We start from the raw sequence: 23,520 nt of genomic DNA, 5'->3' as shown, positions 1-23,520 counted from the left end.
TTTAACCGGCAAGACCACTTATACTGTAGAAACGACTAAGCGAGTTGAAAGGTGATACCTCAGCATGACATTAAAGGAAACACAGACTGAAATTTTAAACGCAATCAAAAAACATCAGACGATTATTATTCACCGGCATCAGCGGCCGGATCCCGACGCTATCGGTTCTCAAATGGGATTGGCGGAGATTTTAAAAGCTAGTTTCCCCGATAAAAAAATCTACGCGGTCGGTAAGCAGTATCCTGGCTTCGACTGGTTGGGCAAGACCGATACCGTTGAAGACGAGGCCTATAAGGACGCTTTAGTAATGGTTTTAGATACGGCTAATCAGCCGCGAATCGATGATGATCGCTACAGTAAGGGCGACCAACTGATTAAAATTGACCACCATCCAAACGATGACCAGTTTGGCGATCCAATGTGGGTGTCACCAGAAGCTTCCAGTACGTCGGAGCTGATCTTTGATCTCTATGCGGCAATGAAGCCGGAACTGGTCTGCACTGCTGAAGCAGCCAGGGTCTTGTATGCTGGTATCGTTGGGGATACCGGCCGGTTTATGTATCCGGCGACTTCGACGCACACCATGAAGGTGGCTGGCGAACTCATGCAGTTTGATTTTTCGGCCAGTGATGTGAATCAAAAAGAAGACGAGATCTCGATTCCGCTGGCACGGCTGTCAGCTTACGTTTACGAAAATCTGACAATTTTGCCAAGCGGTGCGGCTTACATCAAGCTTAGCGACGAAGTGCTGGAACCCTTCAAGCTTGGTGACGAATCTACCAGTTCAGTGGTTCCGCTGCCTGGCCGACTGAAGGAAGTCAGTGCGTGGGCAATTTTTGTGGAATCCAAAGACCATACTTTCCGGATTCGGTTACGCTCAAAAGGTCCTGCTATCAATGAATTAGCCAAGCAACACGGTGGTGGCGGTCACGCTTTAGCCAGCGGTGCCGTGGCTCACGACGATGATGAGATCAAGCAGGTCATTAAAGAACTAGACACCCTATGCTCAAAACAACAAGGAGAATAATATGAGTCAAACCTTTGAAGAGTTCGGTTTAAAGCCTTTTTTAAATGAGGCAGTCAAAGAACTCGGTTTTACAGAACCAACGGGTATTCAAGAAAAGTTGATCCCCGTGATCCGTGCGGGGAAGAGCGTTGTTGGACAGTCAGAAACTGGGAGTGGGAAGACCCACGCCTTTTTGCTGCCGATCTTCGACGCAATAGACCCAGAAACACACGAAGTTCAAGCAGTTATCACAACGCCCAGCCGTGAATTGGCTTACCAGATTTATGGCGATGCCAAGCAATTGGCTAAGCACAGTCCAGAACCGATTCGAATCGGTAACTACGTTGGCGGTACGGATAAAAAACGGCAAATTGAAAAGTTGGAACGTGAACAGCCGGAACTGGTTATCGGGACTCCCGGCCGGATTCGCGATTTAATCAAGAATGGCGCCCTAGACGTGCATACGGCGACGCAATTCGTCGTGGACGAAGCTGACATGACCCTTGATTTAGGGTTCTTAGCTGACGTTGATCAGATTGCTGCCCGGATGCCAGAACACCTGCAGATGATGGTCTTTTCAGCCACCATTCCAGCAAAACTGCGGCCATTTCTGAAGAAGTACATGGAAAATCCAGTGGTGGAAGAGATCCCAGTAAAGTCAGTGATCAGTCCAACGATTGATAACTGGTTGCTGCCAACCAAGGGCCACTCTAAAAACGAGCTGATCTATCAACTGTTGACGATGGGTGAACCATACTTGGCACTGGTTTTTGCTAATACCAAGCAGCGAGTAGTTGAAATTGCCGACTACCTTAAAGCCAAAGGGCTTAAAGTTGCCGTAATCCACGGTGACGTGCCTGCCCGGCAGCGGAAACGGGTCATGCGTGAAATTCAGAACCTGGACTTCCAATTTGTCGTGGCCACGGATTTAGCTGCCCGAGGGATTGATATTGACGGTGTTTCTCACGTCATTAACGATGGCATTCCGGATGATCTGGATTACTTCATTCACCGGGTTGGCCGGACTGGCCGGAAGGGATTGCCGGGAACGGCGATTACGTTCTATACCCCTGATGAAGAAGATAAGATCCAGGAATTGGAAAATATGGGGATCGTCTTTAAGCCTAAGCAAATTAAGAATGGTGAAGTGGTTGATTCCTTTGACCGCAACCGGCGTAAGAAGCGCGGCCCACGGGCACCCAAGATTTCTGGGACAATGGCTGGTCGGATTCAAAAGGAAAAGAAGACCGTTAAACCGGGATACAAGAAGAAGATTAAAAAGGCAATCTCTAAGGAACAGTGGTTTGAAAACCGGATTCAGCAGCGGCAAAATCACCGCAAAGCCCGTAAGAATAAGAAGGCTTCATCACAGCGTTATAAGTAGATTAATCCGACATATTAGTTGCAGGAATTTTGTAAAAAATGTATACTAATATGCGTATTAAATGTGAGGACATGCTTAGCGGCCGGATTTTAAGAAACGTTTTGGTTGATGTGAAAAACGATTCCCAAGTTAAGTGCTCCCTTACAAAGAATTGAATAACCGTTGCTCAGCGCATTGAGCCTTAAGAGGTAAACGATCAAACATCGTTGCAAGTAAAGTGGTACCGCGTCTATGGCGTCTTTACTAGCAGCGGTGTTTTATTATTTTAAGAAGGAGAAGAAGGATGAAAAATTTAAGCAGCAGTGAAATTCGGCAGATGTACCTGGATTTCTTCAAAAGCAAGGGTCACACGATTATGCCAAGTGCGTCGTTAGTGCCCGTTGATGATCCGACTTTACTTTGGATCAACTCCGGTGTCGCCACGATGAAGAACTATTTCAACGGGTCAGTTGTACCAAAGAACCCGCGGATGACCAGTTCACAAAAGAGTATCCGGACCAACGATATTGAAAATGTTGGCCGGACAGCACGGCATCATACCTTATTTGAAATGCTGGGGAATTTCTCAGTTGGTGACTATTTCAAGAACGAAGCCATTGCCTGGGCGTGGGAACTATTAACGTCTGATGAGTGGTTTGGCTGGGATCCAGCCAAGCTGTACATCACCGTTTATCCGGAAGATGACGCTGCTAAAAAGCGTTGGGAAGAAGTCGGTGTTGCCCCAGACCACATTGTGGAACAGGAAGATAACTTCTGGGACATTGGTGAAGGTCCTTCGGGTCCAGATAGTGAAATCTTTTATGATCGCGGCCAGTCATTTAACAACTTGGCCGAAGATGACCCAGAAAACTATCCGGGCGGTGAAAACGAACGCTACTTAGAGATCTGGAACATCGTGTTCTCGCAGTTCAACCATGAACCGGATGGCTCATACAAGCCGTTACCACGGAAGAACATTGATACTGGGATGGGTCTGGAACGGGTGGTTTCCGTGTTCCAAAACGCTAAAACTAACTTCGAAACCGACCTTTTCTTACCAATGATCCACGCCACTGAATCATACAGTGACGGTAAGAAATATGGTTCGGATCCAAAACTGGACATTTCCTTCAAAGTGATTGCTGATCATTCACGTGCGATCACCTTTGCCATTGGCGATGGGGCACTGCCATCCAATGAAGGCCGTGGCTACGTCATTCGTCGGTTGATCCGTCGGGCGGTCGTTAACGGACAGAAGTTAGGCATCAAGGGGGCCTTCCTTTACAAGCTGGTACCAGTGGTTGGTGAAGTGATGAAGGCTTACTATCCTGAAGTGCTGCAAAACAGTGACTACATCGCCCAAGTGGTTAAATCAGAAGAAGACCGTTTTAACGAAACTTTATCCGATGGTTTGAACTTGTTGAATTCGTTGATTGCTGAGACGAAGAAGAGCGGTAAATCCGAAATTGACGGTGCCGAAGCCTTCAAACTGTACGATACGTATGGTTTCCCCGTTGAACTGACCCGCGAGTACGCTTACGACGACCACATTACAGTGGACGAAGAGGGCTTTAAGGCCGAAATGAAGAAGCAGCGTGACCGGGCTCGTAAGGCACGTAACGCTGATAATTCAATGGGTGTTCAATCCGACGTCTTGGTTGGCGTTAAGTCACCAAGCGAATACGTTGGCTATACCCAGCTAGAAGTTGAAAACGCCAAGATTACCGATATCGTGGCTGATGGCGAATTAACGGATGCTACCGAGGGCGAAGTTGCCCAAGTCATCTTTGATAAGACGCCGTTCTACGCTGAAATGGGTGGTCAAGTGGCCGATAAAGGTGACGTCTTGGACGAAAATGGCAATTTGATTGCCACCGTTGAAGACGTTCAGCACGCACCAAACGGTCAAAACCTGCACACCTTGAAACTGCATCGCGGCATCAAGGTCGGTGACCAGATGACCCTTAAAGTTGACGCCCACTTCCACAGCAAGGTTGAGAAGAACCATACGGCGACCCACTTGTTGGATCAAGCACTGAGAAACGTCTTTGGCGAGCATACGCAGCAAGCCGGTTCGCTGGTTGAACCGAACTATCTGCGGTTTGACTTTACCCACTTCGGTCAAGTTACCGAAGATGATCTGGCAAAAGTTGAAGCTATCGTTAACCAAAAGATCTTTGAAGAAATTCCCGTTACCACCACGGTGACCGATCAAGAGACTGGCAAGAAGATGGGTGCTATCGCACTGTTCTCCGACAAATACGGCGATAAGGTCCGGGTCGTTTCAGTGGGTGACTTCTCCATCGAATTTTGTGGTGGGACTCACGTGAAGAACACCAACGAATTAGGCCTGTTCAAGATCACTTCTGAGACTGGTATCGGTGCCGGTACTCGCCGGATTGAAGCCGTTACGGCCGGTGACGCTTACGATTACCTGGACAAGCACGACCAAATTTTGACCAATGCGGCAGCAACGCTGAAGTCACAGCAGGTTACGGATGTACCCGCTAAGATCCAGCAGCTCCAAGAGCAAGTTAAGGCGTTGAATAATAAGGCCGAAAGTCTGGAAGCTAAACTTGCCAGTCAGCAAGCCGGTGCAATCTTTGACAACGTCCAAGACGTTAACGGTAAAAAGCTGATTACCGGTGTGGTTCAGGTCTCATCAATGGATCAGTTGCGTCAGTTAGCTGATACTTGGCGTCAAAAGCAGTTATCAGATGTGCTGGTCCTAGGTGCTCAAGTGGGTGAAAAGGCCAACTTGATCGTGGCCGTTAGTGACGATACGATTAAGGCCGGTGTTAAGGCTGGCGACTTGATCAAAGCAATTTCGCCAAAAATTAATGGTGGCGGCGGCGGTCGGCCAAACCTAGCTCAGGCCGGCGGTAAAAATCCAGCTGGTTTGCAAGATGCCATGACCGAAGCAGCAAAATGGCTGTCAAATTTAAACTAACGTGTTAGACTTTAAATACTAGGTTGAAAAAGCGTTCAATTGCGGTCAATATATTTCATTCCAATTACAACGCTCCACAACCATTGTCGTTCTTGTTCATATTAGGTAGAATAAGAACAAATAGCATTGGTGGAGGTGTGATCATGAGTACGTTAGATAAAACCATGTATTTTGATTTCGGTGATAAGAAACCGAAAGATGTTCATGAGACATTGGTGACGGTGTACCAAGCGTTGGAGGAAAAGGGTTATAACCCAATTAATCAGATCGTTGGGTACCTGTTATCCGGTGATCCGGCTTATATTCCTCGTATTAATGACGCTCGGAATTTGATTCGTAAACATGAACGCGACGAAATCATTGAAGAATTGGTTCGCTTCTACCTAAATGAGAACGGGACGGCTACTAAGTGATAAGATTAATGGGATTAGATGTAGGCTCAAGAACTGTCGGAGTTTCGGTGAGTGACATGCTCGGGTGGACTGCGCAGGGTGTTGAGATCATTCGAATCAATGAAGATGAAAAACAGTTTGGCATTGACCGCGTAAAGGAACTGGTCAAGAAGTACGAAGTGACCGGTTTTGTTTTGGGATTACCAAAGAACATGAACAATACGTTGGGTCCTAGAGCCCAGGCTTCTCAAGATTACGGAGAATTATTGAAAGCAACGTTTGATTTACCAGTTGATTTTGAGGATGAACGGTTAACCACCGTCGAGGCTGAACGGATGCTAGTTGAAGAAGCGGATACGTCGCGTAAGAAACGTAAAAAAGTGATCGATAAACTGGCAGCCAGCTTGATTCTTCAGAACTACTTGGATCGCAAAGGCCCTTTAACAAAAGAAAAGTGAGGCAGACAAACATGAGTGAAAACAACGATCAACAGCAAATTACGATGGTGGACGAAAACGGTAATGAAGAACTTTATAACGTTCTGTTTACCTTTGAGTCACCTGATTATCACAAATCTTACATTTTACTTTACCCAACCGGTAAAGCTGACGATGAAGAAGTTGATATTCAAGCTTACCAACTTGCCGATGGTGACGATCCTGCTAATCCACAAGGCGGCGACCTGTTACCAATTGAGAATGACGATGAATGGGATATGGTCGAATCAATGCTGAACACCTTCTTAAACGGTGGCGGTACTGATGCTTCCGATCAAGACTGGGGAGTACCAGATCCTAAATAAATGATTATTAATGAGATGGTGAAGTGGGGCTAAACCCCGTTACCATTGTCGTTCATTTAGCCGCTGGTCCGTTTGGGTCAGCGGCTAAATGAGTTTAATCGGTATTCTGGAGGTGAACAGTTTGGCTAACGCTAAGGAACCGCAACCAGCTCGCAGACGCTTCAAAGCGGTAATCGATGGTCAAAGTTACACGATTGTCGGTAACCGTTCCGAGGCTCATATGCAGGCTGTTACTGAGTTAATGAATAAGCAGCTTGCTCAGCTTAAAAAATTGGCGCCGGATATGAGTAAGGAAGAAGCTTCAATCTTATTGGCTTTTAACGCCATTTCTGATCAGTTGGAAAAGGCTGAAGCTTATGATCAGATAAAGAAACAGGACGCTGATAATTCCGGTTCTTCTGAGTCCTAAGCATCAAGTAGCACAACAGCATTTGAGTTATGGGAGTTAAAGATGAATAACAAAATTTATAAAACCATGGCCTATGACCAAATCAAACAGCAGTTACGCCAATATCTCGTTTCTGCTGCGGGTGATGCCGAATTAAAAAAATTAGAACCCAGCAGCGACTTTGACTGGGTTCAGGAACAAATTGATGAAACCAAAGATGGTGCAGACATTTACCGGCTGGAAAGCGGGATTCCGATTCCTAAACTGGCCGATGTCAGTCCGCATCTGAAACGGCTGGAAATTGATGGGACGTTGAGCGGAACGGAACTGGCGCAAATTAGTCAGGTGCTAAAGACCGTGCAATCAGTCATCAGCTTCTTTGATGATTTAAACCAGCGTCCCGTCGAACTGCGTCGTCTATACGATGTCGTGGGCCGGTTAGTTCATTTACCGGATGTCAGCAAGCGTTTAAGCGTTTCGCTGGAAGACGATGGCCGCTTAACGGATGAAGCGTCGCCTGAACTACGGCGGATTCGCCGTCAAATCAATAATTTTGAGGGCGCCATTCGGCAGCAAATGGCGGGTTATACGCGTGGTAAAAACGCTAAGTATCTCAGTGACACGTTGGTAACAATTCGTGATGACCGCTACGTTTTGCCAGTCAAAGCCGAATACAAGCAGCACTTTGGCGGTATCGTTCACGACCAAAGTGCCAGTGGCCAAACGTTGTATATCGAGGCCGAATCAGTGGTTGGTAAAAACAACCAGCTGCGTGAAGCACAAATTGCGGAGCGGCAGGAAGAACGGCGTATCTTGCTGGACCTGTCCAATCTGCTGCGGCCTTATCAAGAAGATATTCACGATAACGCCGCAATTCTGGGACACTTGGACTTCGTTAACGCCAAAGCCCGCTACGCGCATGATTTAAAGGCGACAGAGCCGATTCTATCCAAGGAGAATCAGATTGCGCTGAGACAAGCTCGGCACCCACTGATTGATCCGAAAAAAGTGGTCGCTAACGATATCGCACTGGGTAAAGATTACAAGGCAATCATCGTTACTGGCCCGAACACCGGTGGGAAAACCATTACGCTGAAAACGGTTGGTTTGACCCAGTTAATGGCTCAGTCCGGACTTTTCATTGCGGCGGATGAGCATTCACAAGTTGGTTTGTTTGACGAGGTGTTTGCCGACATCGGTGATGAACAATCCATTGAACAAAACCTGAGTACCTTCTCGTCTCATATTGAAAACATCGTGTCTATTTTAGGCGCTGCCAGTGAACACAGTCTGATCCTGGTGGACGAACTGGGCGCCGGGACTGACCCGCAAGAAGGGGCAGCACTGGCCATGGCGATTCTCGATGAGATCGGTACGATGGGCAGTGAAGTCATTGCCACGACCCACTATCCAGAACTCAAGGCTTACGGCTATAATCGGCCGGAAACCATCAATGCCAGCATGGAGTTTGATAACGAGACGCTTAAGCCAACCTATCGACTGCTGATTGGTATTCCAGGACGCAGTAACGCGCTGGAGATTGCTACTCGTCTGGGATTGAAATCATCCATTATTGACGAGGCTCGTGGTTTAACTGACGATGACAGCCAAGATTTGAATAACATGATTGCTGATTTAACGGCACAAAAGCGGCAGGCTGATTTAGATGCTGCGGCAGCTGCCAAAACGTTGGCTGAAGCCCAGCAGCTGGAAAAGGATTTAAAAGACAAGTTTGACGGTTATCTGAAACAAAAGGACCAGCTCATGGAGCAGGCCAAAGACGATGCCAATAAGCTGGTTGAAAAGACCCGGCTGCGGGCGGATGAGATCATTAAGGATATCCGTAAGAAACAGCTTAAAGCGGGTAAGACCGTGATTAAAGAAGACCAGCTGATCGATGCTAAGGGGCAGATCAATGCTTTGCAGCAGGATCAGCGTCTGAAGAAGAACCGAGTCTTGAACCGCGAGAAGAAGCGGCATCACTTTAAAATCGGGGACGAAGTCGTGGTTCGTTCATATGGTCAGCGCGGTGTGATCATGGATAAAATTGATGACCATCATTTTGAAATTCAAATGGGCATTTTAAAGATGAAAATTGAAGATACTGATTTGGAACGGGCTGCTCCTGAAAAAGAAGCACCGAAACCACGGGCAACGGTGCAACGGACCCGTTCAAACGGGGTCTCGCCAACCTTGGACTTGCGGGGTCATCGCTATGAAGAAGCCATGGGCGAGGTTGACCGGTTTATTGATTCTGCGCTATTAGCCGGTTATCCCTCAGTGACGATTATTCACGGTAAGGGGACTGGTGCCCTGCGAAAGGGTGTTACCGAATACTTGCAGTCCAATCCGCGAATCAAGTCGTTTGGTTTCTCACCGGCCAATGCGGGCGGTGATGGGTCAACTATCGTTAAGCTATAAACAGCTAATTACTTGTTCTTTTTGAAAAATCTGATACACTTACTAAAGGTAAACAAATAAAGGAGGGATCGTTTTATGACTGTTGCAGAAACGACAGATAAAACTTTTGAAAACGATACATCGAAGGGTGTGACACTGACTGATTTTTGGGCAACTTGGTGCGGTCCTTGCCGCATGCAATCACCAGTAGTTGAACAATTAGCCAGTGAAATGGACGGGGTAACATTCAACAAGATGGATGTTGACGCTAATCCAGATACACCGCAAAAATTCGGTATTATGAGTATCCCAACCCTCCTTGTTAAAAAGGACGGTCAGGTAGTGGATACGGTCGTTGGTTATCACACTAAGGATCAATTAAAGCAGTTACTGTCTCAATACGTGGAAGCCTAACTGAGAGCACACAAATAAACGCCATCCCGATAAATTTGGGATGGCGTTTATTTTGTAATAGATAGTTAAAATCTGAGTTGTTACGTGTTTAGAAGCCGTTGATTAACATTAATTAGTGGGATCGATGATTTTCATTGGATTCAATTCCGTCGGGTCCGAAATAGCATCTTTGGGATCGAGATGAACGATAAGGCTGATGCCTTCGGCGCGTTTAGGCTTTTCACCCATTTCAGTTTCAGCAACGACACCGACCATTTGCTGAGCAGTTTGTGCCAGAAAGCCGGCTTCCAAGGAGAAGGTTGCGTCGGGCTGCAACGAAAGCCGAGTAGTGACCGGTTTGCCGCTGAGTGTAAATTGCCATTCTTTAGCCGTTTGCTTCTGCAGCATTAAATCGCCCAAGTCAGCTTGCTGGAAAAAACGGACGAGGTCTTGAATACTGCCTAAAGTGAATCGTCTTGCCAACTGTTTGCCTTCCCAATAGGCAATGCTGCCGGCATCTGTGCCTAATAGGTCGTTTAACACGACGTCTCTGATGAGGGCTTTACCAAACAGTGGGGCGCTTTCAGGATCTGAAAGATAGTGTGCGTAAATCTGATTATTCATGAGGGATCTCCATTCACTTTTCTATTACACTAAGATTACAATGGATTGCGCTTGAATTGCAAGAAAATTAGTATAACTTAAAAAAAACTGGGAATTCTTGCTTCCGGTGATAAAAAGGATAATAATATAGTTTCAAGATCTATTTGAAAGGGAGATTGTGATGACATCTCAACCGATTGGTTTTTTAGATTCCGGTGTTGGCGGTCTAACCGTTGTTAAAGAAGCGCTCAAACAACTTCCAAACGAATCAATTGTCTTCTTAGGCGATCAGGCGCGTCTACCTTACGGGCCACGCCCAACTGAAGAAGTAGCCCACTTTGTACAGCAAATTGCGGGCTTCTTATTGGACCAGCACATCAAAGCACTGGTGCTTGCCTGTAATACTGCTACAGCAGCAGCGTTACCGATTCTGCAAGCAAAATTATCGATTCCGGTAGTCGGCGTCATCGATTCTGGCAGTCAGACAGCAGTTAGAGTCTCAACTGGCCAGCATATCGGTGTTATTGCCACTGAAGGAACGATTAAGAGTCACGCCTACCAGCGGGCGATTAGTAACTTATCTCCAAATGCTTCGATTGAGGGTCTAGCTTGCCCCGAGTTTGTGACGGTGGTAGAAGCTGACAAGTATCACGATGAACAGACGAACCAGCTTGTTGCAGACCAGTTGCGGTACTTTAAAACGCACCCAGTGGACACCCTGATTTTAGGGTGTACCCACTTTCCGTTACTGGCTGATTCGATTCAGGCAGCCATGGGACCAGACGTTACGTTAGTGGATTCCGGCGTTGAAACTGTGAGCGTCATTAAGCAGCTGTTAAGCGAACAGCATTTGCTAAACACTGACAGTGAGGCCGAACAGCCCAAGTTTTATACCACCGGTGATATTGATGGGTTTACTGCCATTGGAAAGGACTGGTTGCAGGTGCCTGATTTAGACGTCACCCACGTACCAGTTGAACACTTAAAGCAGTATGGTGATTTAGCGTCAAAGGAGACGAGTTATGAAGCCTAACACATTAGTGATTGCAACCCGTAATCAGGGCAAAGCCCGGGAGTTTGCTGAAATGCTGGCACCGAAGGGAATCACGATCAAGACCCTAGCGGATTATCCCGATGTTGGTGAAATTGCCGAAACCGGTTCTACCTTTGAGGAAAATGCCACGCTTAAGGCTAAAGCCATTGCGGATCATACACAATTACCAGTTTTGGCGGATGATTCCGGTTTAGAAGTTGCCGCGTTAAATGGTGAACCGGGGATTTATTCCGCCCGGTATGCCGGTGATCATGACGATGCTGCCAATAATGCCAAGCTGCTCTTCAACCTGAAAAATGTTCCAGCGAATCAGCGGCAGGCTGTTTTTCACACCACTTTAGTTTTACTTAAGCCGAATGGTTCAAAGTTAGTGGTGGATGGTGAAGTCCACGGTGAGATTTTAAAGGCTCCTCGTGGCGAGAACGGTTTTGGTTATGATCCGCTGTTTTACATTGCTTCAAAGGGTAAAACCATGGCAGAAATGAGTGACGATGAGAAGAATTCAATTAGCCACCGCGGACGTGCTACCAGGAAAATGATGACTCAGTTTGATAATTGGTGGGAGGCTTAGGATGAAAATTTTAGCTATCAGCGATAATCACGGTGATCGCCAAATTTTACAAACCGTTTTCGAGGCATACCGCAGTCAAGTTGATGCGATTTTTCATTGCGGTGATTCGGAAATGACTAAGGATGATCCGCTCTTTAAAGGAGTTAACGTTGTTAAAGGCAACAATGACTTTGGACCAGATTTTCCAAATGAGCTGCAACTAAAAGTTGCTGACACTAAAATTTTTATGACTCATGGGCACCTCTACGATGTGAGCATGAGTTTAACTAGATTGGACTTAAAGGCCCGTGAAATTGGTGCTTCCGTAGTGTTGTTTGGGCATACTCATCAGTTAGCGGCTGAAATGTCGCAGGGACGGCTCTACGTGAACCCGGGAAGCATCTCACTGCCACGAGGGGAGTATGCCTCTATCGGCGGGACTTTTGCCATCATTGAAGTTCAGCCAGCACAAATGACCGTTGATTTTTACGATCGAAAGTTAAATCAAATTGATCAGCTTCATCAGCGATTTGAACGCTAGAAAGGTTAAGTGAGTTCGACGAATGATTAATGGACCAATTAGAAAGATGATTATGGCCGATCATGACAACCTCATCATTCCAGCCAATCTGGTTGCCAATGTGATGATAAAAAACGACTGCTACCACGCCTTTTTGGTGCTGACAAAAGTCGGTTATTCCAAAGTACCGGTGCTGGACAATGATCAGCATCTTTGCGGCCTCGTTTCGTTGTCAATGATTACGGAACACATGCTGGATACGGATCACGTTGCCTCGGAAAATTTACGTCGACTGACCGTTGAAGACGTGATGCAGACTGATTTTCGCTCCATCGAAGATCCAACTGACCTGGACGAAATTATGCATCTATTAATCGATGATAACTTCATTCCGGTGGTTTCAGACGAAAAAACGTTCACCGGTATCATTACCCGGCGTGAGTTGTTAAAACGGATCAATTACCTTGCCCATAATTTTTCGGAACAGTACGATGTTCAACCCCGGCTTGACGCCGTGGAGAATAACGGTAAATGTTAAAAAGCCTCATAAAAACAGCCGAAAGAAGTGATTATTTCACTACTTTCGGCTGTTTTAGCGTAAACGCTATTTGGATTCGTTGTGATAAATGGTAGGCAGCTCAATATCAGCGTCATTGATGGCTTTCAGGTAAGCGGACAACAGCTCATGCTGAACCGCGAACTGTTCACCCGGCTGCGTGAAAGTGACGACTTGAATCACCACTTGCCCGTTTGCCAGTGGCACGGTGCCCATATTAGTGGGGGCTTGAGTGATTGTTGGAAAATGAGCTGGAACAGTTTGGTTGACGGATTCAATAATGTGATTGATTTGGTCGATGGGTGAGTCTGGAAAAATTGGAATCTGTACCAGTGCGCGCATTTCGTGGCGGGACTTATTACTGACGATGGTAATGTTGCGGTTGGGGATGAAGTTCAGAGTACCGTCAGCACTAATCACCTGAGTGGTGCGAATCCCCACTGCAGAAACCGTCCCCTCTACTTCACCGATCTTGACGGCATCACCAACGTTGATCTGGTCTTCCATCAGGATGAAGGCACCGGTGACAATGTCGGAGACGAAGCCTTGTGCGCCAAGACCAAGGGCTAAACTAAAGATGCCGGCACCGGCTATTAACGTGCCAACTGGGACGCCCATGAATGAGAGCAGGGCGTAAACCCAAAAGAAGATCACCGTATACTGAAAGATGTTCATTACCAGGGTAAAGATGGTGTCTACCCGATTAGCTGTTCCTTCAATAAACTTATTTTTTTTGTAGCGTTTGAATAAATGGCGGATGATTTTTTTACCGACCCAATTAACGAGCAGCAGTCCAATGGAGACGAGCAGGAGCTGAAAGAGGGTTGTTGCGATTTGCTCGCCGATGTGCTGCCAATCGAAGTGCTGGATGAACCGGGAAAGGTTGCTGGTTAATATCATAGTGTTTTCTCCTTGCAGTAGTTTCACCAATTAGTGTAACAGATTAAGTGGGAAAAAAGCAGTGGTTATGCGGGGTTTTATATTGCGTCAGCGTACCCGCAATGCTATTCTTAATCTAACAGCAAAAAGTAAGGAGGGGTACAGTGACAGCAGGACAAATGGCAGGATTGATTGCCGCCATCGCATTTTTAATTCTAGTATTCTTTATCGGCGCCTTCTTAATGAAGATGGTGCGCACCCTTAGTGAGGTTAATAAAAGCGTCAAGACCATGACCGAAGACTTGGACGTGATCAGCAAGCACGCGGAAGATATTTTGGCAAACGCCAATACGTTATTGGATGACGTGAATCATAAGGTCGCTACGATTGATCCAGTCTTCAAGGCAGCTGCTGATTTGGGAACTAGTGTTTCTGAACTGAATTCAGCTACACATGATTTAACGGGTAAGGTTAAATCAACCGCTAAGAAAACGGCGACGACCAGTTTGTTTGCTAAGTTAGGCGAGTCGGTTTTCAACGCGTATCGTGGTCGTAAAAACAAGGATTGATGATTGAAAGGAGTTTTTGACTTATGGGAAAGAAGTTAGGCTTTTTTGTCGGGTTAGTTGCTGGGGCCGCTGCAGCTCATGTTGCTTACAATCGTTTAAGCGATGAGGATAAAGCGGAATTAAAGGCTGACCTGCAAGAGAAGATGGATATTGCTAAAGACCGAGCCGTTGACTATGCCTTTTATGCCAGCGACGCTTGGGACGACTTTAAGGATACTTTCTCTGATCAATCTCAAGCCGTCAGTGAAAAGGTCAAGAATGCTGCTAGCCAGTTTGGCGATACGCATTTGAGCCCTGCTACGGATGACGACGATTCACTTCGTTCGGAATTAGCGGACGTTTCGACATCTGCTGATGATGACTCAGATGATATTGTGTTGAATAGTGAAGAGACCTTTGGTGGAGCCGACGTTGCCGATGAAACGGCTGAGCCAGAGAATGATCACCAGGATGACACTGATTCAGATGATTCTAAAGAAGATTAATTAAACAGTGACATGACAAAGAAGCAGCCTATCATCGAATGATGAGCAGGCTGCTTCTTTGTGTTTGTGATTTATTTGCCAACGTAAGTGAGTTCTTTTGAGGTATGGGTAAATGGTTCGCAGCCAGTTTCGGTAATGTGAACACAATCTTCGATTCGGACACCGGCAACGCCAGGAATATAGATCCCAGGTTCAATCGAGAAGCACATGCCGGGCTGAAGGACCATGTCGTTGCCTTCCATGATGGATGGGAATTCGTGTTCGCTCATGCCCATTCCGTGGCCAAGCCGGTGAATGAAGTATTCGCCGTAACCGGCTTTGGCAATAATATCACGTGCAACTTTATCCAGTTGCGCAGCTGTAATCCCGGGTTTAGCTGCTGCTTGAGCAGTTAACTGTGCCTCCAGACAGACCTGATAAATATCCAGCTGTTTGTCAGTTGGCTTGCCTAGCGCAACGGTTCGGGAAGCATCGGAGATGTAGCCTTGCCAAACGGTTCCCAGGTCAAATAAAATGAGTTCGTTATCCTTAAACTTAGTGGCGTTAGTGGCACCGTGAGGTTCAGCGGCATGGGCGCCAGCCTGAACGAGGGTATCAAAGCTCATTTGCATGATACCTTCTTTCATCAAGGCGTACTGTAATTCGGCGACGACCTGCTGTTCGGTCCGGCCGGCTTGAACTGCTGCAAACCCCTTTTCAAAGGCGAAATCGGCCCATTTACCAGCCACGTTCAATTTTTCAATCTCGTCAGCCGTTTTAATAACGCGCAATTGGTTGATGAAAGGGGTGATATCCTGAGTAAAACGGGCGTCAGGAAAGACCTGCTGCAGGTGTTCAAGTCGGTCAACTGAAAGCTGATTTTTTTCCAACCCAATTTCAGTTGGTCGGGAAACACGCCTTTTCACGTTGTCTGCAATCATTTGCCACGGATTTTCATGGTCTAAGTAACCGTATACAGGAAATGAAAAGCCGGTTTCTTTAATTGCTTCAACTTCCAGTGCTGGCGCAAACATGAAAGGCTCCTGGTCAGGAAAAACAATCAGGGCCAGCACCCGTTCAATGGGGTCACTGTAAAAGCCGGTTAAATACTCGATCGTTGCTGGATCACTGATGTAGGTAAAGTTGGCATGACGCTGTTCAGTCCACTCTTGGACCCGTTGTAATTTTGACAAGATAATCACCTCGAATTAGAATGTATTCATTATATCATGTTAACTTGAGCGGATGAATTTGGAGTTTAAAATGACGCCTTCATTCAAGCCGGGAATAGTTGAAGAAAATGGTCTAGGTGAAAAAATAGTTGAAAAAATTGTCTAATACGGGATAATGAAAGAAAACAAAATTAGCTTATTGCTTCATAGCTTGTTTATAAAGCCTATGATAGCGGTGATTTTCAGAAACTAGTTGAATAGTCAAACAAGCGGGTGCTTGCTTATTGTACGCCATTAGGTGGTTAGAACATAAATTGTGGTCTTGAAAAGTATTTTAGAAGAGTGTATTATCAAGTTGAAAACGTTTTCAATTTGATTTCTGAAAATATATCTGATATATTTGATTAGTTATTGAAAATCAATGAAAACGAATTAAACCAATAAAGAAAGGGCTATCGCAATGGATAAACAGACTGTAACAATTTATGACGTCGCCCGTGAAGCCGATGTGTCGATGGCCACTGTATCAAGAGTGGTTAACGGGAATCCCAACGTCAAACCGGCGACTCGGAAAAAAGTTTTAGACGTAATCGAACGCTTGGACTATCGTCCTAACGCCGTGGCTCGTGGCTTAGCAAGCAAGAAGACAACGACGGTTGGTGTGATTATTCCAGACGTCACTAACATTTACTTTTCTGCCTTGGCACGAGGCATCGACGATATCGCCATGATGTATAAATACAACATTATTTTAACCAATTCTGACGAGAATGGCCGTAAAGAAGTGCAGGTGTTAAACACCTTAATGGCTAAACAAGTAGATGGTATCGTCTTTATGGGCAATGATATCAGTGATGAGGTTCGCAAAGAATTCGAACGCGCAAAGACGCCGATCGTTCTGGCAGGCTGTGTTGATGATCAAGACCAGATGCCAAGTGTTAATATCGATTACACCGCGGCCGTGGAAGAAGCAACCAAGAACTTGATCGACCACGGAAACGAACGGGTTGCTTTCGTATCAGGCAGCTTAGACTACCCAATTAACCGGGATTACCGTCTGAAGGGCTACAAGCAAGCTCTGAAGAAGGCTGGTTTGCGCTATGATGAGAAGCTGGTTTTTGAAACCGACTACTCTTATAAAGCTGGTCAACTGTTGCAACCGGCACTTCAGTCGGTTCACGCAACTGCCGCTGTTATCGGTGATGATGAATTAGCTGCCGGTGTCATGAACGGTGTGACGGATGCTGGCTTAAGCGTCCCAGACGACTTTGAGATCATTACCAGCAACGATACCAAGCTGACTGAAATGGTTCGGCCAAAGATGTCGTCCATTACGCAGCCACTTTATGATATTGGTGCCGTTGCTATGCGGTTACTGACGAAATTAATGAACAGTGAACCAGTGGAGAATAAGACTGTCTTATTGCCATATGGTTTAATGAAACGGGCATCAACCCACTAGTCATTTGCGGTGGGGCAATAGGCAGGCTTGACGCGTTCTTTCGATTAGAGGAACGGGGGAAGCCTGTCTATTTTTGAAAACTTTGGCGGAGGTGTCACATGAAACGGGGAGCAGTACTACTATCAGCTGAGTCAGTAGTGATGACAGTCGTGGTTCTCACACTGGCTTCAATTGTTGGCCGCTTAACTTCGGTTGCGGTGCCAGCAATTTCAAAAATGGGTGTTCAATACATTACCGAAGTATTAGCCTTAGCGTGCTGGTGGGGGTTGAACCGCTGGTATCCTAAAGCTAAGGTTAGTTGGTGGCGTCATAAAATGCGCTACCAGTGGGCTTTGCTTTTACCGGTGTTGGTTGTTTTGGTTGGTGATTCAACACTAAAGCCGGAATTTCGGCTCACTTCGGGTCACATAGTGATGGCGATTTTGGCAGGACTTTCAGTTGGCCTATTTGAAGAGTACGTTTTTCGTGGCGTACTGGTAAGCGCACTTCGACAGCGGTACCATGTTGGACCAGTAATGACGGCCTTTTTAAGCGGGTTAATGTTTAGTTTAGTGCATCTAGTTAACGCCACGGGAAACGGCAGTGTTACCATGACTTTGGTGCAGATGCTTGAAGCCGTTGGACTGGGGTTCTTTTTTGCGGCGGTTTATTTGGTTACTGGCAGTCTTTGGCTGCCAATCATTGCCCACGGAATCATTGATGCCTTTGATGCGTTGGCGTTTGGGACCTTGAGCAACACGGCGGGGATGAGCGTCTGGACTAGCCTTATTTACGCGGCGGTTTTTGCTGCCATTGGTTGCTGGCTGCTAAAAGCCAAGCGGTTTACGGTAGTGATATCTACTGGCAGCCAATCTGAACTCAACTTGCAGCAGCGGCCACGTGCGAGTCGTCCAGTGATTCAGGCGCAATCCGTTTCAGCTAGTAAAACGTTGATTGCAATCGTCATTCCCTTGGCGGAACTTGGGCTGGGGGCGCTGGTTGCGGATGAATTTACCGGCAAATGGATTCGAATCATTCTGGTTGATATAATCTTTTTTGCCGGTTTTTGCACGGCAATTTATCTCTACCGCGATGTTCTGGCTGATCACTGGCACCGGTTTAAGCAGCATTTTGGTGCTGGTTTGTTAATTGCCATTGCTGGCGTTCTAATTGCCTATGTTATTTTGTCACTGGTTCGTCAAGGGCTTCAGGCGGTAGGTGTTGCCAGTGCCGGTTCACAGTCGGTCATGAGCATTCAGTCAGCGGGAATGGCTTTAGTTGCCAGTTTAACTACTTTGATGGCACCGTTTACGGAGGAGATTATTTTTCGCCACGCGCTGTTTTATCAGTGGCGGGGACGGGGAATTTTAACTTGGATCATGCTGATCGTTTCTTCCGTTGCATTCGGTTTAGTGCACTGGAACAATTTTCACGGGCAACTGGTTCAGATGATTCCGTACATGTGTGTCGGCGCGTTATTTGGTTTAATCTATTATTTTTCAAGAAATATTTGGCAAGCAATTTTCACTCACTTTTTATTTGATATCATTCAGGTAATTGCTGTTATTGCAATGTTTATCTTAGCAATCGTTCAGCACGGTTAGAAAATTTTACCGGTTTCATTGCTGACAGGTTGTATTGAAATTCGCCGCGTGATATTATAATAAGGTCTGTGTAAACGAATATAATTAAGAAAAGAGGAGTCGTGAAATGTCAGGACATTCAAAATGGCATAACATCCAAGGACGTAAAAACGCCCAAGATGCTAAGCGTGGAAAAATTTTCCAAAAAATCTCACGTGACTTATATCAAGCCGCTAAAGCAGGTGATCCTGATCCAGCAAACAACCCTCAACTTCGATTGGTGATGGATAAGGCTCGTGCTGCTAACATGCCTAAGGATAACGTTCAACGCGCTATTGATAAGGCTTCTGGTGTCGGCGGTGCTAAGTTCGAAGAAATCACTTATGAAGGCTACGGCCCTGGTGGAACTGCCATTATGGTGGCTGCTTTGACCGATAACAAGAACCGGACCGCGGCTGCAGTTCGTTCCGCCTTTACGCATCACGGTGGATCTTTAGGTGCTGCTGGTTCAGTTTCTTATATGTTTGATCGTAAGGGCTACATCGTTATCTTACGTGATGGCTTAGATGCCGATGAAGACACGGTTTTGATGGATGCACTTGACGCTGGTGCTGATGACATGAAGACCAGCGATGATCAATTTGAAATCTTCTCAGATCCATCGAGCTTGACGGCAGTACGTGACGCGCTGCAGCAAAAGTACAACTTGGATACTGCTGAAGTTCGGATGTTCCCAGAGAACACTACTGAAGTTCCAGAAGACAAAGTTTCTCAATACCAAGGTTTGATCGATGAACTTGAAGCTAACGATGATGTTTCAGATGTTTATGAAGCAGCAACGTTGCCTGAAGGCGTAGAATAATCGATTAGACTGATAAAGCCGTTTCCCACAACTGGGGAACGGCTTTTTTGTTGTGCTCAAACTTCTGTGCCATCAATCGCGTAGTTAGGCTCAGGAGGACGGAAAGTATGATAGAACAATTAGGACAAACGCTGCTGAGTGCCGCGCTGGCATCCGGCAGTTCTGATTTGCACATTCAGCCTGTCGGCGACGCCTATAAGGTGTTTGAACACCACGGTGATGGCTTATCGCTGGTCAGAGAATTATCCCTTAGTGAAGGGCAGCAGCTGATTGCCCACTTCAAGTATCGTGCTAATATGGCCATTACTGAAACTCGGCGTCCCCAGCTAGGCGCACTCACGTTGACGGTTGCCGATCAAACGGTTCATTTGCGATTATCCAGCGTGGGTAATTTTATTAATCAAGAATCCATTGTGATTCGACTGCTTCTGCCCCTTGAGAAGCAGAACTTAGCATTTTTATTTCGGGAACAGCTGACTCAGCTGCAGGAATGGTGTTTACTGCGTGGCCTGATACTGTTTGCTGGACCTACTGGATCCGGCAAAACCAGTACGATTTATCATTTAGCAAAGGAGTTGAGTCAGACCTTATCCGTATTGTCGGTTGAGGATCCAACGGAGATTGTGGCGCCGGATTTCCTGCAGTTACAGGTGAACCCCGCAGCGGAAATGAGTTATCAGGCGCTGATCAAAGTGGCTTTGCGGCATCGGCCGGAAGTGCTGATTATTGGCGAAATTCGTGATTATGAAACTGCTAAGGCGGCAATCGACGCTGCGTTAAGCGGTCACCTGGTATTGAGCAGTGTTCACGCCCAGACGGCTAAGGGGATCGTTACCCGTTTAAATCAATTAGGAATTGATTCGGCGGCGCTCAATCAAGCTGTTACCGGTGTGGCCTATCAACGACTGCTGCCAACTGCAAACGGTGAGTTAGCAGCCTTGCTTGATTTGGTAAGCGGTCCAGTTGATGCCTGGCAGCAGGCTAACGTAATGACACCCAAGTGGGAGGAGAATCTGAGCGATGCAAGAAGAAGCGGTCAAATTTCAGAATCAGTCTATCAGCGATTTAGCAGAGGTTAAACCTTGGTCGATCACGATCCAAGCTAGGATATTTCGGACAATCAGTGATTTATTATTAGTTGGTTTTTCGGTTCGCCATGCCGTGCAATTTTGCGAGGTGTTATATAAGCAGCAATTAGCCGATTTACGTTGGATCAATACGCAGCTGCATGCCGGTTACACGGTGAGTCAAACCTTTGAACCTTTTGTAGATGATCAAATTGGGTTGCAGCTGCAACTGGCTGAAGAACACGGGCAGCTCACACAAAGCTTGGGGCAGGTGAGCCGGCTGCTGCAAACGGCGCATCAGCGGCACCAAAAAATTAAACGACTATTGCAATATCCATTAATACTGGTAGTGATTTTGGCAGTAATTATCACCGGCATGAAACTGGTGATACTGCCGCAAATCGAGCTGTTAGCCGATACTGGTCGAGCACACTCAACCAATTGGTGGTGGAGTATTGTCATTGTACCGCTAATATTACTTAGTATCTGTGCTTACCAAGCCATCAAGCAGCAGCCAATTTTAAAGCGGGTGGAACAGACCGCTCGGATACCCATCATTGGACCAATCGTGCAAGCCTACTATGGCTACTATTTCTTGGCGACCTTGACCATTATGTTTGAGGGCGGACTGGGGTTTCAGGAAATTTTGTTAACGCTGCGGAAAGCCAAGACCACTACGCTGTTATATCAGCTAGGCGGTAAGCTGGAAACGGCGTTAGCTGCAGGGCAGCCGTTACCGGAAGTGCTAGCGCAGTTTTATTTTTTACCCAATGAATTGCAAATGCTTTTTCAAAGCGGCAAGTCGCAGTCCAATCTGGTAAAGGAATTAACGGCATTAACAGAACTGTATTATCAGCGGCTGACTAACCGATTGGAAACCATGATGACCTGGATTCAGCCGTTATCTTTTGTTCTGATTGGCGGAGTCATCATCGGAGCTTATGCCAGTTTGTTTTTACCCATGTATCACACGATTGGAGGACTATAATGCGACGAAAAAAGGACGGGTTTACTTTAATAGAAATGACGATTGTACTTTTTATTATTGGACTATTAATTCTAATCATTGCGCCTAATATTAATCATCAAAAGGACCGGGCCAACTCGGTCCACACCAGCGCTATGACCACGGTGGTTCAAACGCAGCTGGATACTTATTTGGACGCAACGGAGAAGAAGACAGCCAGTTTAGGTGATTTGCAAAAGGCCGGTTATTTGACGTCTAAGCAGGTAAAAATTGCGGTCAAAGAGGGGATCAAAATTAATGGCGATGATGTTAAAGCAGGATCGTGAGGGATTTACGATGATTGAAATGCTCATTACCCTGGTGATTATCAGTAGTCTTTTAGTACTGATCATGGTTGGCGGCCAACGTTTTTCCCGGTCGTCGCTGCAAACTGAGCGGGCTTTTTGGGACAGTTTTGATAGTTACTGGAAGCAAGCGCTCTATCAAGCTCAGTACCACGGTAAAAAAACGGAGATTACGATCAAGGAGGGTGCGCCGATCGTTTTTCGGACGGCGGATGAAGAACGGTCCCTGACGATGCCGCGAAGTCTGCATCCCAAGCAGGAAGAAACCTTGCTGATTAGGTCGGACGCAACGATTTCACCGAGAACGGTCACTTTTTCATCGGACATTGATCGGCGAACTTATCGGTTAGTGATTCAAATGGGCTGGGGGGTCTACCATGTGGATAGGCAGGCAGCATAAACGCGCGTTCGTTTTGAGTGATGCACTAATTGGGCTGGTATTGATCAGCCTCGGGCTAATTTTATTCACTCAGGCACACGTCACGATGGAACATCAACTCCAACAGCGGCAAGAACGGGTGGAACAGCTGCGTCATCAGTTTGAAGCTCAGCTCAAGCCAGTAAAGCAGGTGGCAAAATGAAAGCTGGCTTTACACTGATTGAAACGTTGATTGCGCTGGCAGTAACGGCATTAGCCTTATTGAGCATACAATTCGGTTTTCAAATGATGACTGTTCGCTCGCAGCAGCGGTATGACGAACAGCTGGCGTGGTATCACATGCTGGGAGAATTAGAAGGCAGTCAATACCGCTTTAGTTTAGGAAAGGTTTATTTGCAAAATGCCCAACTGATTCCGCATAGTGACAAAGAACGTACTTATTATTTGAAGGGGCACGATGGCAACCTGATTCTGACTACGGATAAGGGTGGCTATATGCCCCTTTTTAAGGGGATGTCGTATTATGAATTTGACGTTGACCACGGACGATTAAAAATTGACGTGAAAACTAAAACGCAGCAGTTCTCGGCAACCACTGCCATTGGAGGTAAGCATGACTGAGCGCTCAGGCTTTGTGACCATCTTAGCGTTACTTTTTTTAATTCTTTTAAGCGGTATTTTACTATTTCAGTTACAGGGCTACCAGCGCCAAGTGGAGTCTTACAACGTTTTGATTCAGCACTACGAACAAAAAATACGGGCCAAGTAGCTGACGCAGCGGTTAAATTTCTCGTGTTCGCTTGAATTAACTGTCGA

28 protein-coding genes are annotated in these 23,520 nt (G+C 46.3%); 25 read left to right on the top strand and 3 right to left on the bottom strand.

The window, feature by feature from the left end:
- The first annotated feature begins 64 nt into the window (after window positions 1-64).
- From JUE95_RS03410 to trxA, 9 genes are all read left to right on the top strand, one after another.
- Window positions 65-1,027: a DHH family phosphoesterase gene (locus tag JUE95_RS03410; protein ID WP_203649204.1), complete on the top strand. Its 963-nt coding sequence runs from the start codon at window positions 65-67 to the stop codon at window positions 1,025-1,027.
- Window position 1,028: 1 nt separating this feature from the next.
- Window positions 1,029-2,390, top strand: a complete 1,362-nt coding sequence (locus JUE95_RS03405) for a DEAD/DEAH box helicase (protein WP_203649202.1) — start codon at window positions 1,029-1,031, stop codon at window positions 2,388-2,390.
- 283 nt (window positions 2,391-2,673) lie between these two features.
- Entirely contained in the window at window positions 2,674-5,319 is a 2,646-nt protein-coding gene (alaS, locus tag JUE95_RS03400; RefSeq protein WP_203649200.1) for an alanine--tRNA ligase, read from the top strand.
- 143 nt (window positions 5,320-5,462) lie between these two features.
- On the top strand, window positions 5,463-5,732 hold the full coding sequence (locus JUE95_RS03395; RefSeq protein ID WP_089088721.1) for an IreB family regulatory phosphoprotein: 270 nt from the start codon (window positions 5,463-5,465) through the stop codon (window positions 5,730-5,732).
- The gene (ruvX, locus tag JUE95_RS03390) at window positions 5,732-6,169 is read left to right on the top strand and encodes a Holliday junction resolvase RuvX (RefSeq protein ID WP_203649474.1); all 438 of its coding nucleotides are present in this window, start codon (window positions 5,732-5,734) and stop codon (window positions 6,167-6,169) included. The genes JUE95_RS03395 and ruvX overlap by 1 nt, the downstream gene beginning before the upstream one ends.
- Window positions 6,170-6,180: 11 nt before the next feature.
- The gene (locus JUE95_RS03385; protein WP_203649198.1) at window positions 6,181-6,513 is read left to right on the top strand and encodes a DUF1292 domain-containing protein; all 333 of its coding nucleotides are present in this window, start codon (window positions 6,181-6,183) and stop codon (window positions 6,511-6,513) included.
- A 121-nt stretch (window positions 6,514-6,634) separates the two neighbouring features.
- Window positions 6,635-6,922, top strand: a complete 288-nt coding sequence (locus JUE95_RS03380; protein ID WP_235995154.1) for a cell division protein ZapA — start codon at window positions 6,635-6,637, stop codon at window positions 6,920-6,922.
- Window positions 6,923-6,964: 42 nt separating this feature from the next.
- Window positions 6,965-9,322, top strand: coding sequence for an endonuclease MutS2 (locus JUE95_RS03375; protein ID WP_203649194.1), 2,358 nt, complete (start codon window positions 6,965-6,967; stop codon window positions 9,320-9,322).
- Window positions 9,323-9,397: 75 nt separating this feature from the next.
- Window positions 9,398-9,715, top strand: a complete 318-nt coding sequence (gene trxA, locus JUE95_RS03370) for a thioredoxin (protein ID WP_203649192.1) — start codon at window positions 9,398-9,400, stop codon at window positions 9,713-9,715.
- A 108-nt stretch (window positions 9,716-9,823) separates the two neighbouring features.
- Here the strand turns inward: trxA and JUE95_RS03365 are convergent, their stop codons facing one another.
- Entirely contained in the window at window positions 9,824-10,318 is a 495-nt protein-coding gene (locus JUE95_RS03365; RefSeq protein ID WP_203649190.1) for a DUF2507 domain-containing protein, read from the bottom strand.
- 160 nt (window positions 10,319-10,478) lie between these two features.
- Between JUE95_RS03365 and racE the strand changes: the two genes are divergently transcribed.
- From racE to cbpB, 4 genes are read left to right on the top strand one after another with little or no spacing between them, the layout of a single operon-like run.
- On the top strand, window positions 10,479-11,330 hold the full coding sequence (racE, locus tag JUE95_RS03360) for a glutamate racemase (RefSeq protein WP_203649188.1): 852 nt from the start codon (window positions 10,479-10,481) through the stop codon (window positions 11,328-11,330).
- Window positions 11,320-11,922 carry an XTP/dITP diphosphatase gene (locus JUE95_RS03355; RefSeq protein WP_203649186.1) on the top strand — a complete coding sequence of 201 codons (603 nt, stop codon included), beginning with the start codon at window positions 11,320-11,322 and terminating at the stop codon, window positions 11,920-11,922. The genes racE and JUE95_RS03355 overlap by 11 nt, the downstream gene beginning before the upstream one ends.
- Before the next feature lies 1 nt (window position 11,923).
- Window positions 11,924-12,442, top strand: coding sequence for a metallophosphoesterase (locus tag JUE95_RS03350; RefSeq protein ID WP_203649184.1), 519 nt, complete (start codon window positions 11,924-11,926; stop codon window positions 12,440-12,442).
- A 22-nt stretch (window positions 12,443-12,464) separates the two neighbouring features.
- The gene (cbpB, locus tag JUE95_RS03345) at window positions 12,465-12,959 is read left to right on the top strand and encodes a cyclic-di-AMP-binding protein CbpB (RefSeq protein ID WP_203649182.1); all 495 of its coding nucleotides are present in this window, start codon (window positions 12,465-12,467) and stop codon (window positions 12,957-12,959) included.
- Between the two features lie 66 nt (window positions 12,960-13,025).
- Here the strand turns inward: cbpB and JUE95_RS03340 are convergent, their stop codons facing one another.
- A complete protein-coding gene (locus JUE95_RS03340; protein ID WP_203649180.1) occupies window positions 13,026-13,877 on the bottom strand; it encodes a mechanosensitive ion channel family protein in 852 nt (283 codons plus the stop codon).
- 143 nt (window positions 13,878-14,020) lie between these two features.
- On the opposite strand from JUE95_RS03340, the gene JUE95_RS03335 reads away from it, so the two are divergent.
- Together JUE95_RS03335 and JUE95_RS03330 are read left to right on the top strand one after the other, a co-directional pair.
- On the top strand, window positions 14,021-14,425 hold the full coding sequence (locus JUE95_RS03335; protein WP_203649178.1) for a DUF948 domain-containing protein: 405 nt from the start codon (window positions 14,021-14,023) through the stop codon (window positions 14,423-14,425).
- Window positions 14,426-14,448: 23 nt separating this feature from the next.
- Complete coding sequence (locus JUE95_RS03330; RefSeq protein ID WP_203649176.1) at window positions 14,449-14,910, top strand: YtxH domain-containing protein; 462 nt, start codon at window positions 14,449-14,451, stop codon at window positions 14,908-14,910.
- Between the two features lie 71 nt (window positions 14,911-14,981).
- Here JUE95_RS03330 and JUE95_RS03325 read toward each other — a convergent pair whose 3' ends face one another.
- Window positions 14,982-16,082 (bottom strand): M24 family metallopeptidase, encoded by a 1,101-nt coding sequence (locus JUE95_RS03325; protein ID WP_203649174.1) that lies wholly within the window; start codon window positions 16,080-16,082, stop codon window positions 14,982-14,984.
- 439 nt (window positions 16,083-16,521) lie between these two features.
- Between JUE95_RS03325 and ccpA the strand changes: the two genes are divergently transcribed.
- The 10 genes from ccpA to JUE95_RS03275 all read left to right on the top strand — a co-directional run bounded on the left by ccpA (window position 16,522) and on the right by JUE95_RS03275 (window position 23,473).
- Window positions 16,522-17,523 (top strand): catabolite control protein A, encoded by a 1,002-nt coding sequence (gene ccpA / locus JUE95_RS03320; protein ID WP_203649172.1) that lies wholly within the window; start codon window positions 16,522-16,524, stop codon window positions 17,521-17,523.
- 98 nt (window positions 17,524-17,621) lie between these two features.
- Window positions 17,622-19,106 (top strand): CPBP family intramembrane glutamic endopeptidase, encoded by a 1,485-nt coding sequence (locus JUE95_RS03315; protein WP_203649170.1) that lies wholly within the window; start codon window positions 17,622-17,624, stop codon window positions 19,104-19,106.
- 106 nt (window positions 19,107-19,212) lie between these two features.
- Window positions 19,213-19,947 (top strand): YebC/PmpR family DNA-binding transcriptional regulator, encoded by a 735-nt coding sequence (locus tag JUE95_RS03310; RefSeq protein WP_203649168.1) that lies wholly within the window; start codon window positions 19,213-19,215, stop codon window positions 19,945-19,947.
- A 107-nt stretch (window positions 19,948-20,054) separates the two neighbouring features.
- Window positions 20,055-21,026 carry a competence type IV pilus ATPase ComGA gene (gene comGA / locus JUE95_RS03305; protein WP_203649166.1) on the top strand — a complete coding sequence of 324 codons (972 nt, stop codon included), beginning with the start codon at window positions 20,055-20,057 and terminating at the stop codon, window positions 21,024-21,026.
- Complete coding sequence (locus tag JUE95_RS03300; RefSeq protein ID WP_203649164.1) at window positions 20,968-22,002, top strand: type II secretion system F family protein; 1,035 nt, start codon at window positions 20,968-20,970, stop codon at window positions 22,000-22,002. Before comGA ends, JUE95_RS03300 begins: the two co-directional genes overlap by 59 nt.
- Entirely contained in the window at window positions 22,002-22,307 is a 306-nt protein-coding gene (locus tag JUE95_RS03295) for a prepilin-type N-terminal cleavage/methylation domain-containing protein (protein ID WP_203649162.1), read from the top strand. Before JUE95_RS03300 ends, JUE95_RS03295 begins: the two co-directional genes overlap by 1 nt.
- The gene (locus JUE95_RS03290; protein ID WP_203649160.1) at window positions 22,279-22,725 is read left to right on the top strand and encodes a type II secretion system protein; all 447 of its coding nucleotides are present in this window, start codon (window positions 22,279-22,281) and stop codon (window positions 22,723-22,725) included. Before JUE95_RS03295 ends, JUE95_RS03290 begins: the two co-directional genes overlap by 29 nt.
- Window positions 22,703-22,906, top strand: a complete 204-nt coding sequence (locus tag JUE95_RS03285) for a hypothetical protein (RefSeq protein ID WP_203649158.1) — start codon at window positions 22,703-22,705, stop codon at window positions 22,904-22,906. Before JUE95_RS03290 ends, JUE95_RS03285 begins: the two co-directional genes overlap by 23 nt.
- Complete coding sequence (locus JUE95_RS03280) at window positions 22,903-23,325, top strand: competence type IV pilus minor pilin ComGF (RefSeq protein WP_203649472.1); 423 nt, start codon at window positions 22,903-22,905, stop codon at window positions 23,323-23,325. Before JUE95_RS03285 ends, JUE95_RS03280 begins: the two co-directional genes overlap by 4 nt.
- Window positions 23,318-23,473 (top strand): hypothetical protein, encoded by a 156-nt coding sequence (locus JUE95_RS03275; RefSeq protein WP_203649156.1) that lies wholly within the window; start codon window positions 23,318-23,320, stop codon window positions 23,471-23,473. The genes JUE95_RS03280 and JUE95_RS03275 overlap by 8 nt, the downstream gene beginning before the upstream one ends.
- Window positions 23,474-23,520: the final 47 nt, after the last annotated feature.

The sequence above is a fragment of the Secundilactobacillus yichangensis genome, from assembly GCF_016861565.1.
GTDB lineage: Bacteria > Bacillota > Bacilli > Lactobacillales > Lactobacillaceae > Secundilactobacillus > Secundilactobacillus yichangensis.
The sequence above is the reverse complement of the archived record's forward strand: the minus strand, read 5'-3'. Positions and strand labels throughout refer to the sequence as shown.

Bases quoted from the DNA above. Each gene is read 5' to 3' on its own strand.
- JUE95_RS03410 (WP_203649204.1), top strand. From the start codon at position 65: ATGACATTAAAGGAAACACAGACTGAAATTTTAAACGCAATCAAAAAA.
- JUE95_RS03405 (WP_203649202.1), top strand. From the start codon at position 1,029: ATGAGTCAAACCTTTGAAGAGTTCGGTTTAAAGCCTTTTTTAAATGAG.
- alaS (WP_203649200.1), top strand. From the start codon at position 2,674: ATGAAAAATTTAAGCAGCAGTGAAATTCGGCAGATGTACCTGGATTTC.
- JUE95_RS03395 (WP_089088721.1), top strand. From the start codon at position 5,463: ATGAGTACGTTAGATAAAACCATGTATTTTGATTTCGGTGATAAGAAA.
- JUE95_RS03385 (WP_203649198.1), top strand. From the start codon at position 6,181: ATGAGTGAAAACAACGATCAACAGCAAATTACGATGGTGGACGAAAAC.
- JUE95_RS03375 (WP_203649194.1), top strand. From the start codon at position 6,965: ATGAATAACAAAATTTATAAAACCATGGCCTATGACCAAATCAAACAG.
- trxA (WP_203649192.1), top strand. From the start codon at position 9,398: ATGACTGTTGCAGAAACGACAGATAAAACTTTTGAAAACGATACATCG.
- JUE95_RS03365 (WP_203649190.1), bottom strand. From the start codon at position 10,318: ATGAATAATCAGATTTACGCACACTATCTTTCAGATCCTGAAAGCGCC.
- racE (WP_203649188.1), top strand. From the start codon at position 10,479: ATGACATCTCAACCGATTGGTTTTTTAGATTCCGGTGTTGGCGGTCTA.
- JUE95_RS03355 (WP_203649186.1), top strand. From the start codon at position 11,320: ATGAAGCCTAACACATTAGTGATTGCAACCCGTAATCAGGGCAAAGCC.
- JUE95_RS03350 (WP_203649184.1), top strand. From the start codon at position 11,924: ATGAAAATTTTAGCTATCAGCGATAATCACGGTGATCGCCAAATTTTA.
- cbpB (WP_203649182.1), top strand. From the start codon at position 12,465: ATGATTAATGGACCAATTAGAAAGATGATTATGGCCGATCATGACAAC.
- JUE95_RS03340 (WP_203649180.1), bottom strand. From the start codon at position 13,877: ATGATATTAACCAGCAACCTTTCCCGGTTCATCCAGCACTTCGATTGG.
- JUE95_RS03330 (WP_203649176.1), top strand. From the start codon at position 14,449: ATGGGAAAGAAGTTAGGCTTTTTTGTCGGGTTAGTTGCTGGGGCCGCT.
- ccpA (WP_203649172.1), top strand. From the start codon at position 16,522: ATGGATAAACAGACTGTAACAATTTATGACGTCGCCCGTGAAGCCGAT.
- JUE95_RS03315 (WP_203649170.1), top strand. From the start codon at position 17,622: ATGAAACGGGGAGCAGTACTACTATCAGCTGAGTCAGTAGTGATGACA.
- JUE95_RS03310 (WP_203649168.1), top strand. From the start codon at position 19,213: ATGTCAGGACATTCAAAATGGCATAACATCCAAGGACGTAAAAACGCC.
- comGA (WP_203649166.1), top strand. From the start codon at position 20,055: ATGATAGAACAATTAGGACAAACGCTGCTGAGTGCCGCGCTGGCATCC.
- JUE95_RS03300 (WP_203649164.1), top strand. From the start codon at position 20,968: ATGCAAGAAGAAGCGGTCAAATTTCAGAATCAGTCTATCAGCGATTTA.
- JUE95_RS03295 (WP_203649162.1), top strand. From the start codon at position 22,002: ATGCGACGAAAAAAGGACGGGTTTACTTTAATAGAAATGACGATTGTA.
- JUE95_RS03290 (WP_203649160.1), top strand. From the start codon at position 22,279: ATGGCGATGATGTTAAAGCAGGATCGTGAGGGATTTACGATGATTGAA.
- JUE95_RS03285 (WP_203649158.1), top strand. From the start codon at position 22,703: ATGTGGATAGGCAGGCAGCATAAACGCGCGTTCGTTTTGAGTGATGCA.
- JUE95_RS03280 (WP_203649472.1), top strand. From the start codon at position 22,903: ATGAAAGCTGGCTTTACACTGATTGAAACGTTGATTGCGCTGGCAGTA.
- JUE95_RS03275 (WP_203649156.1), top strand. From the start codon at position 23,318: ATGACTGAGCGCTCAGGCTTTGTGACCATCTTAGCGTTACTTTTTTTA.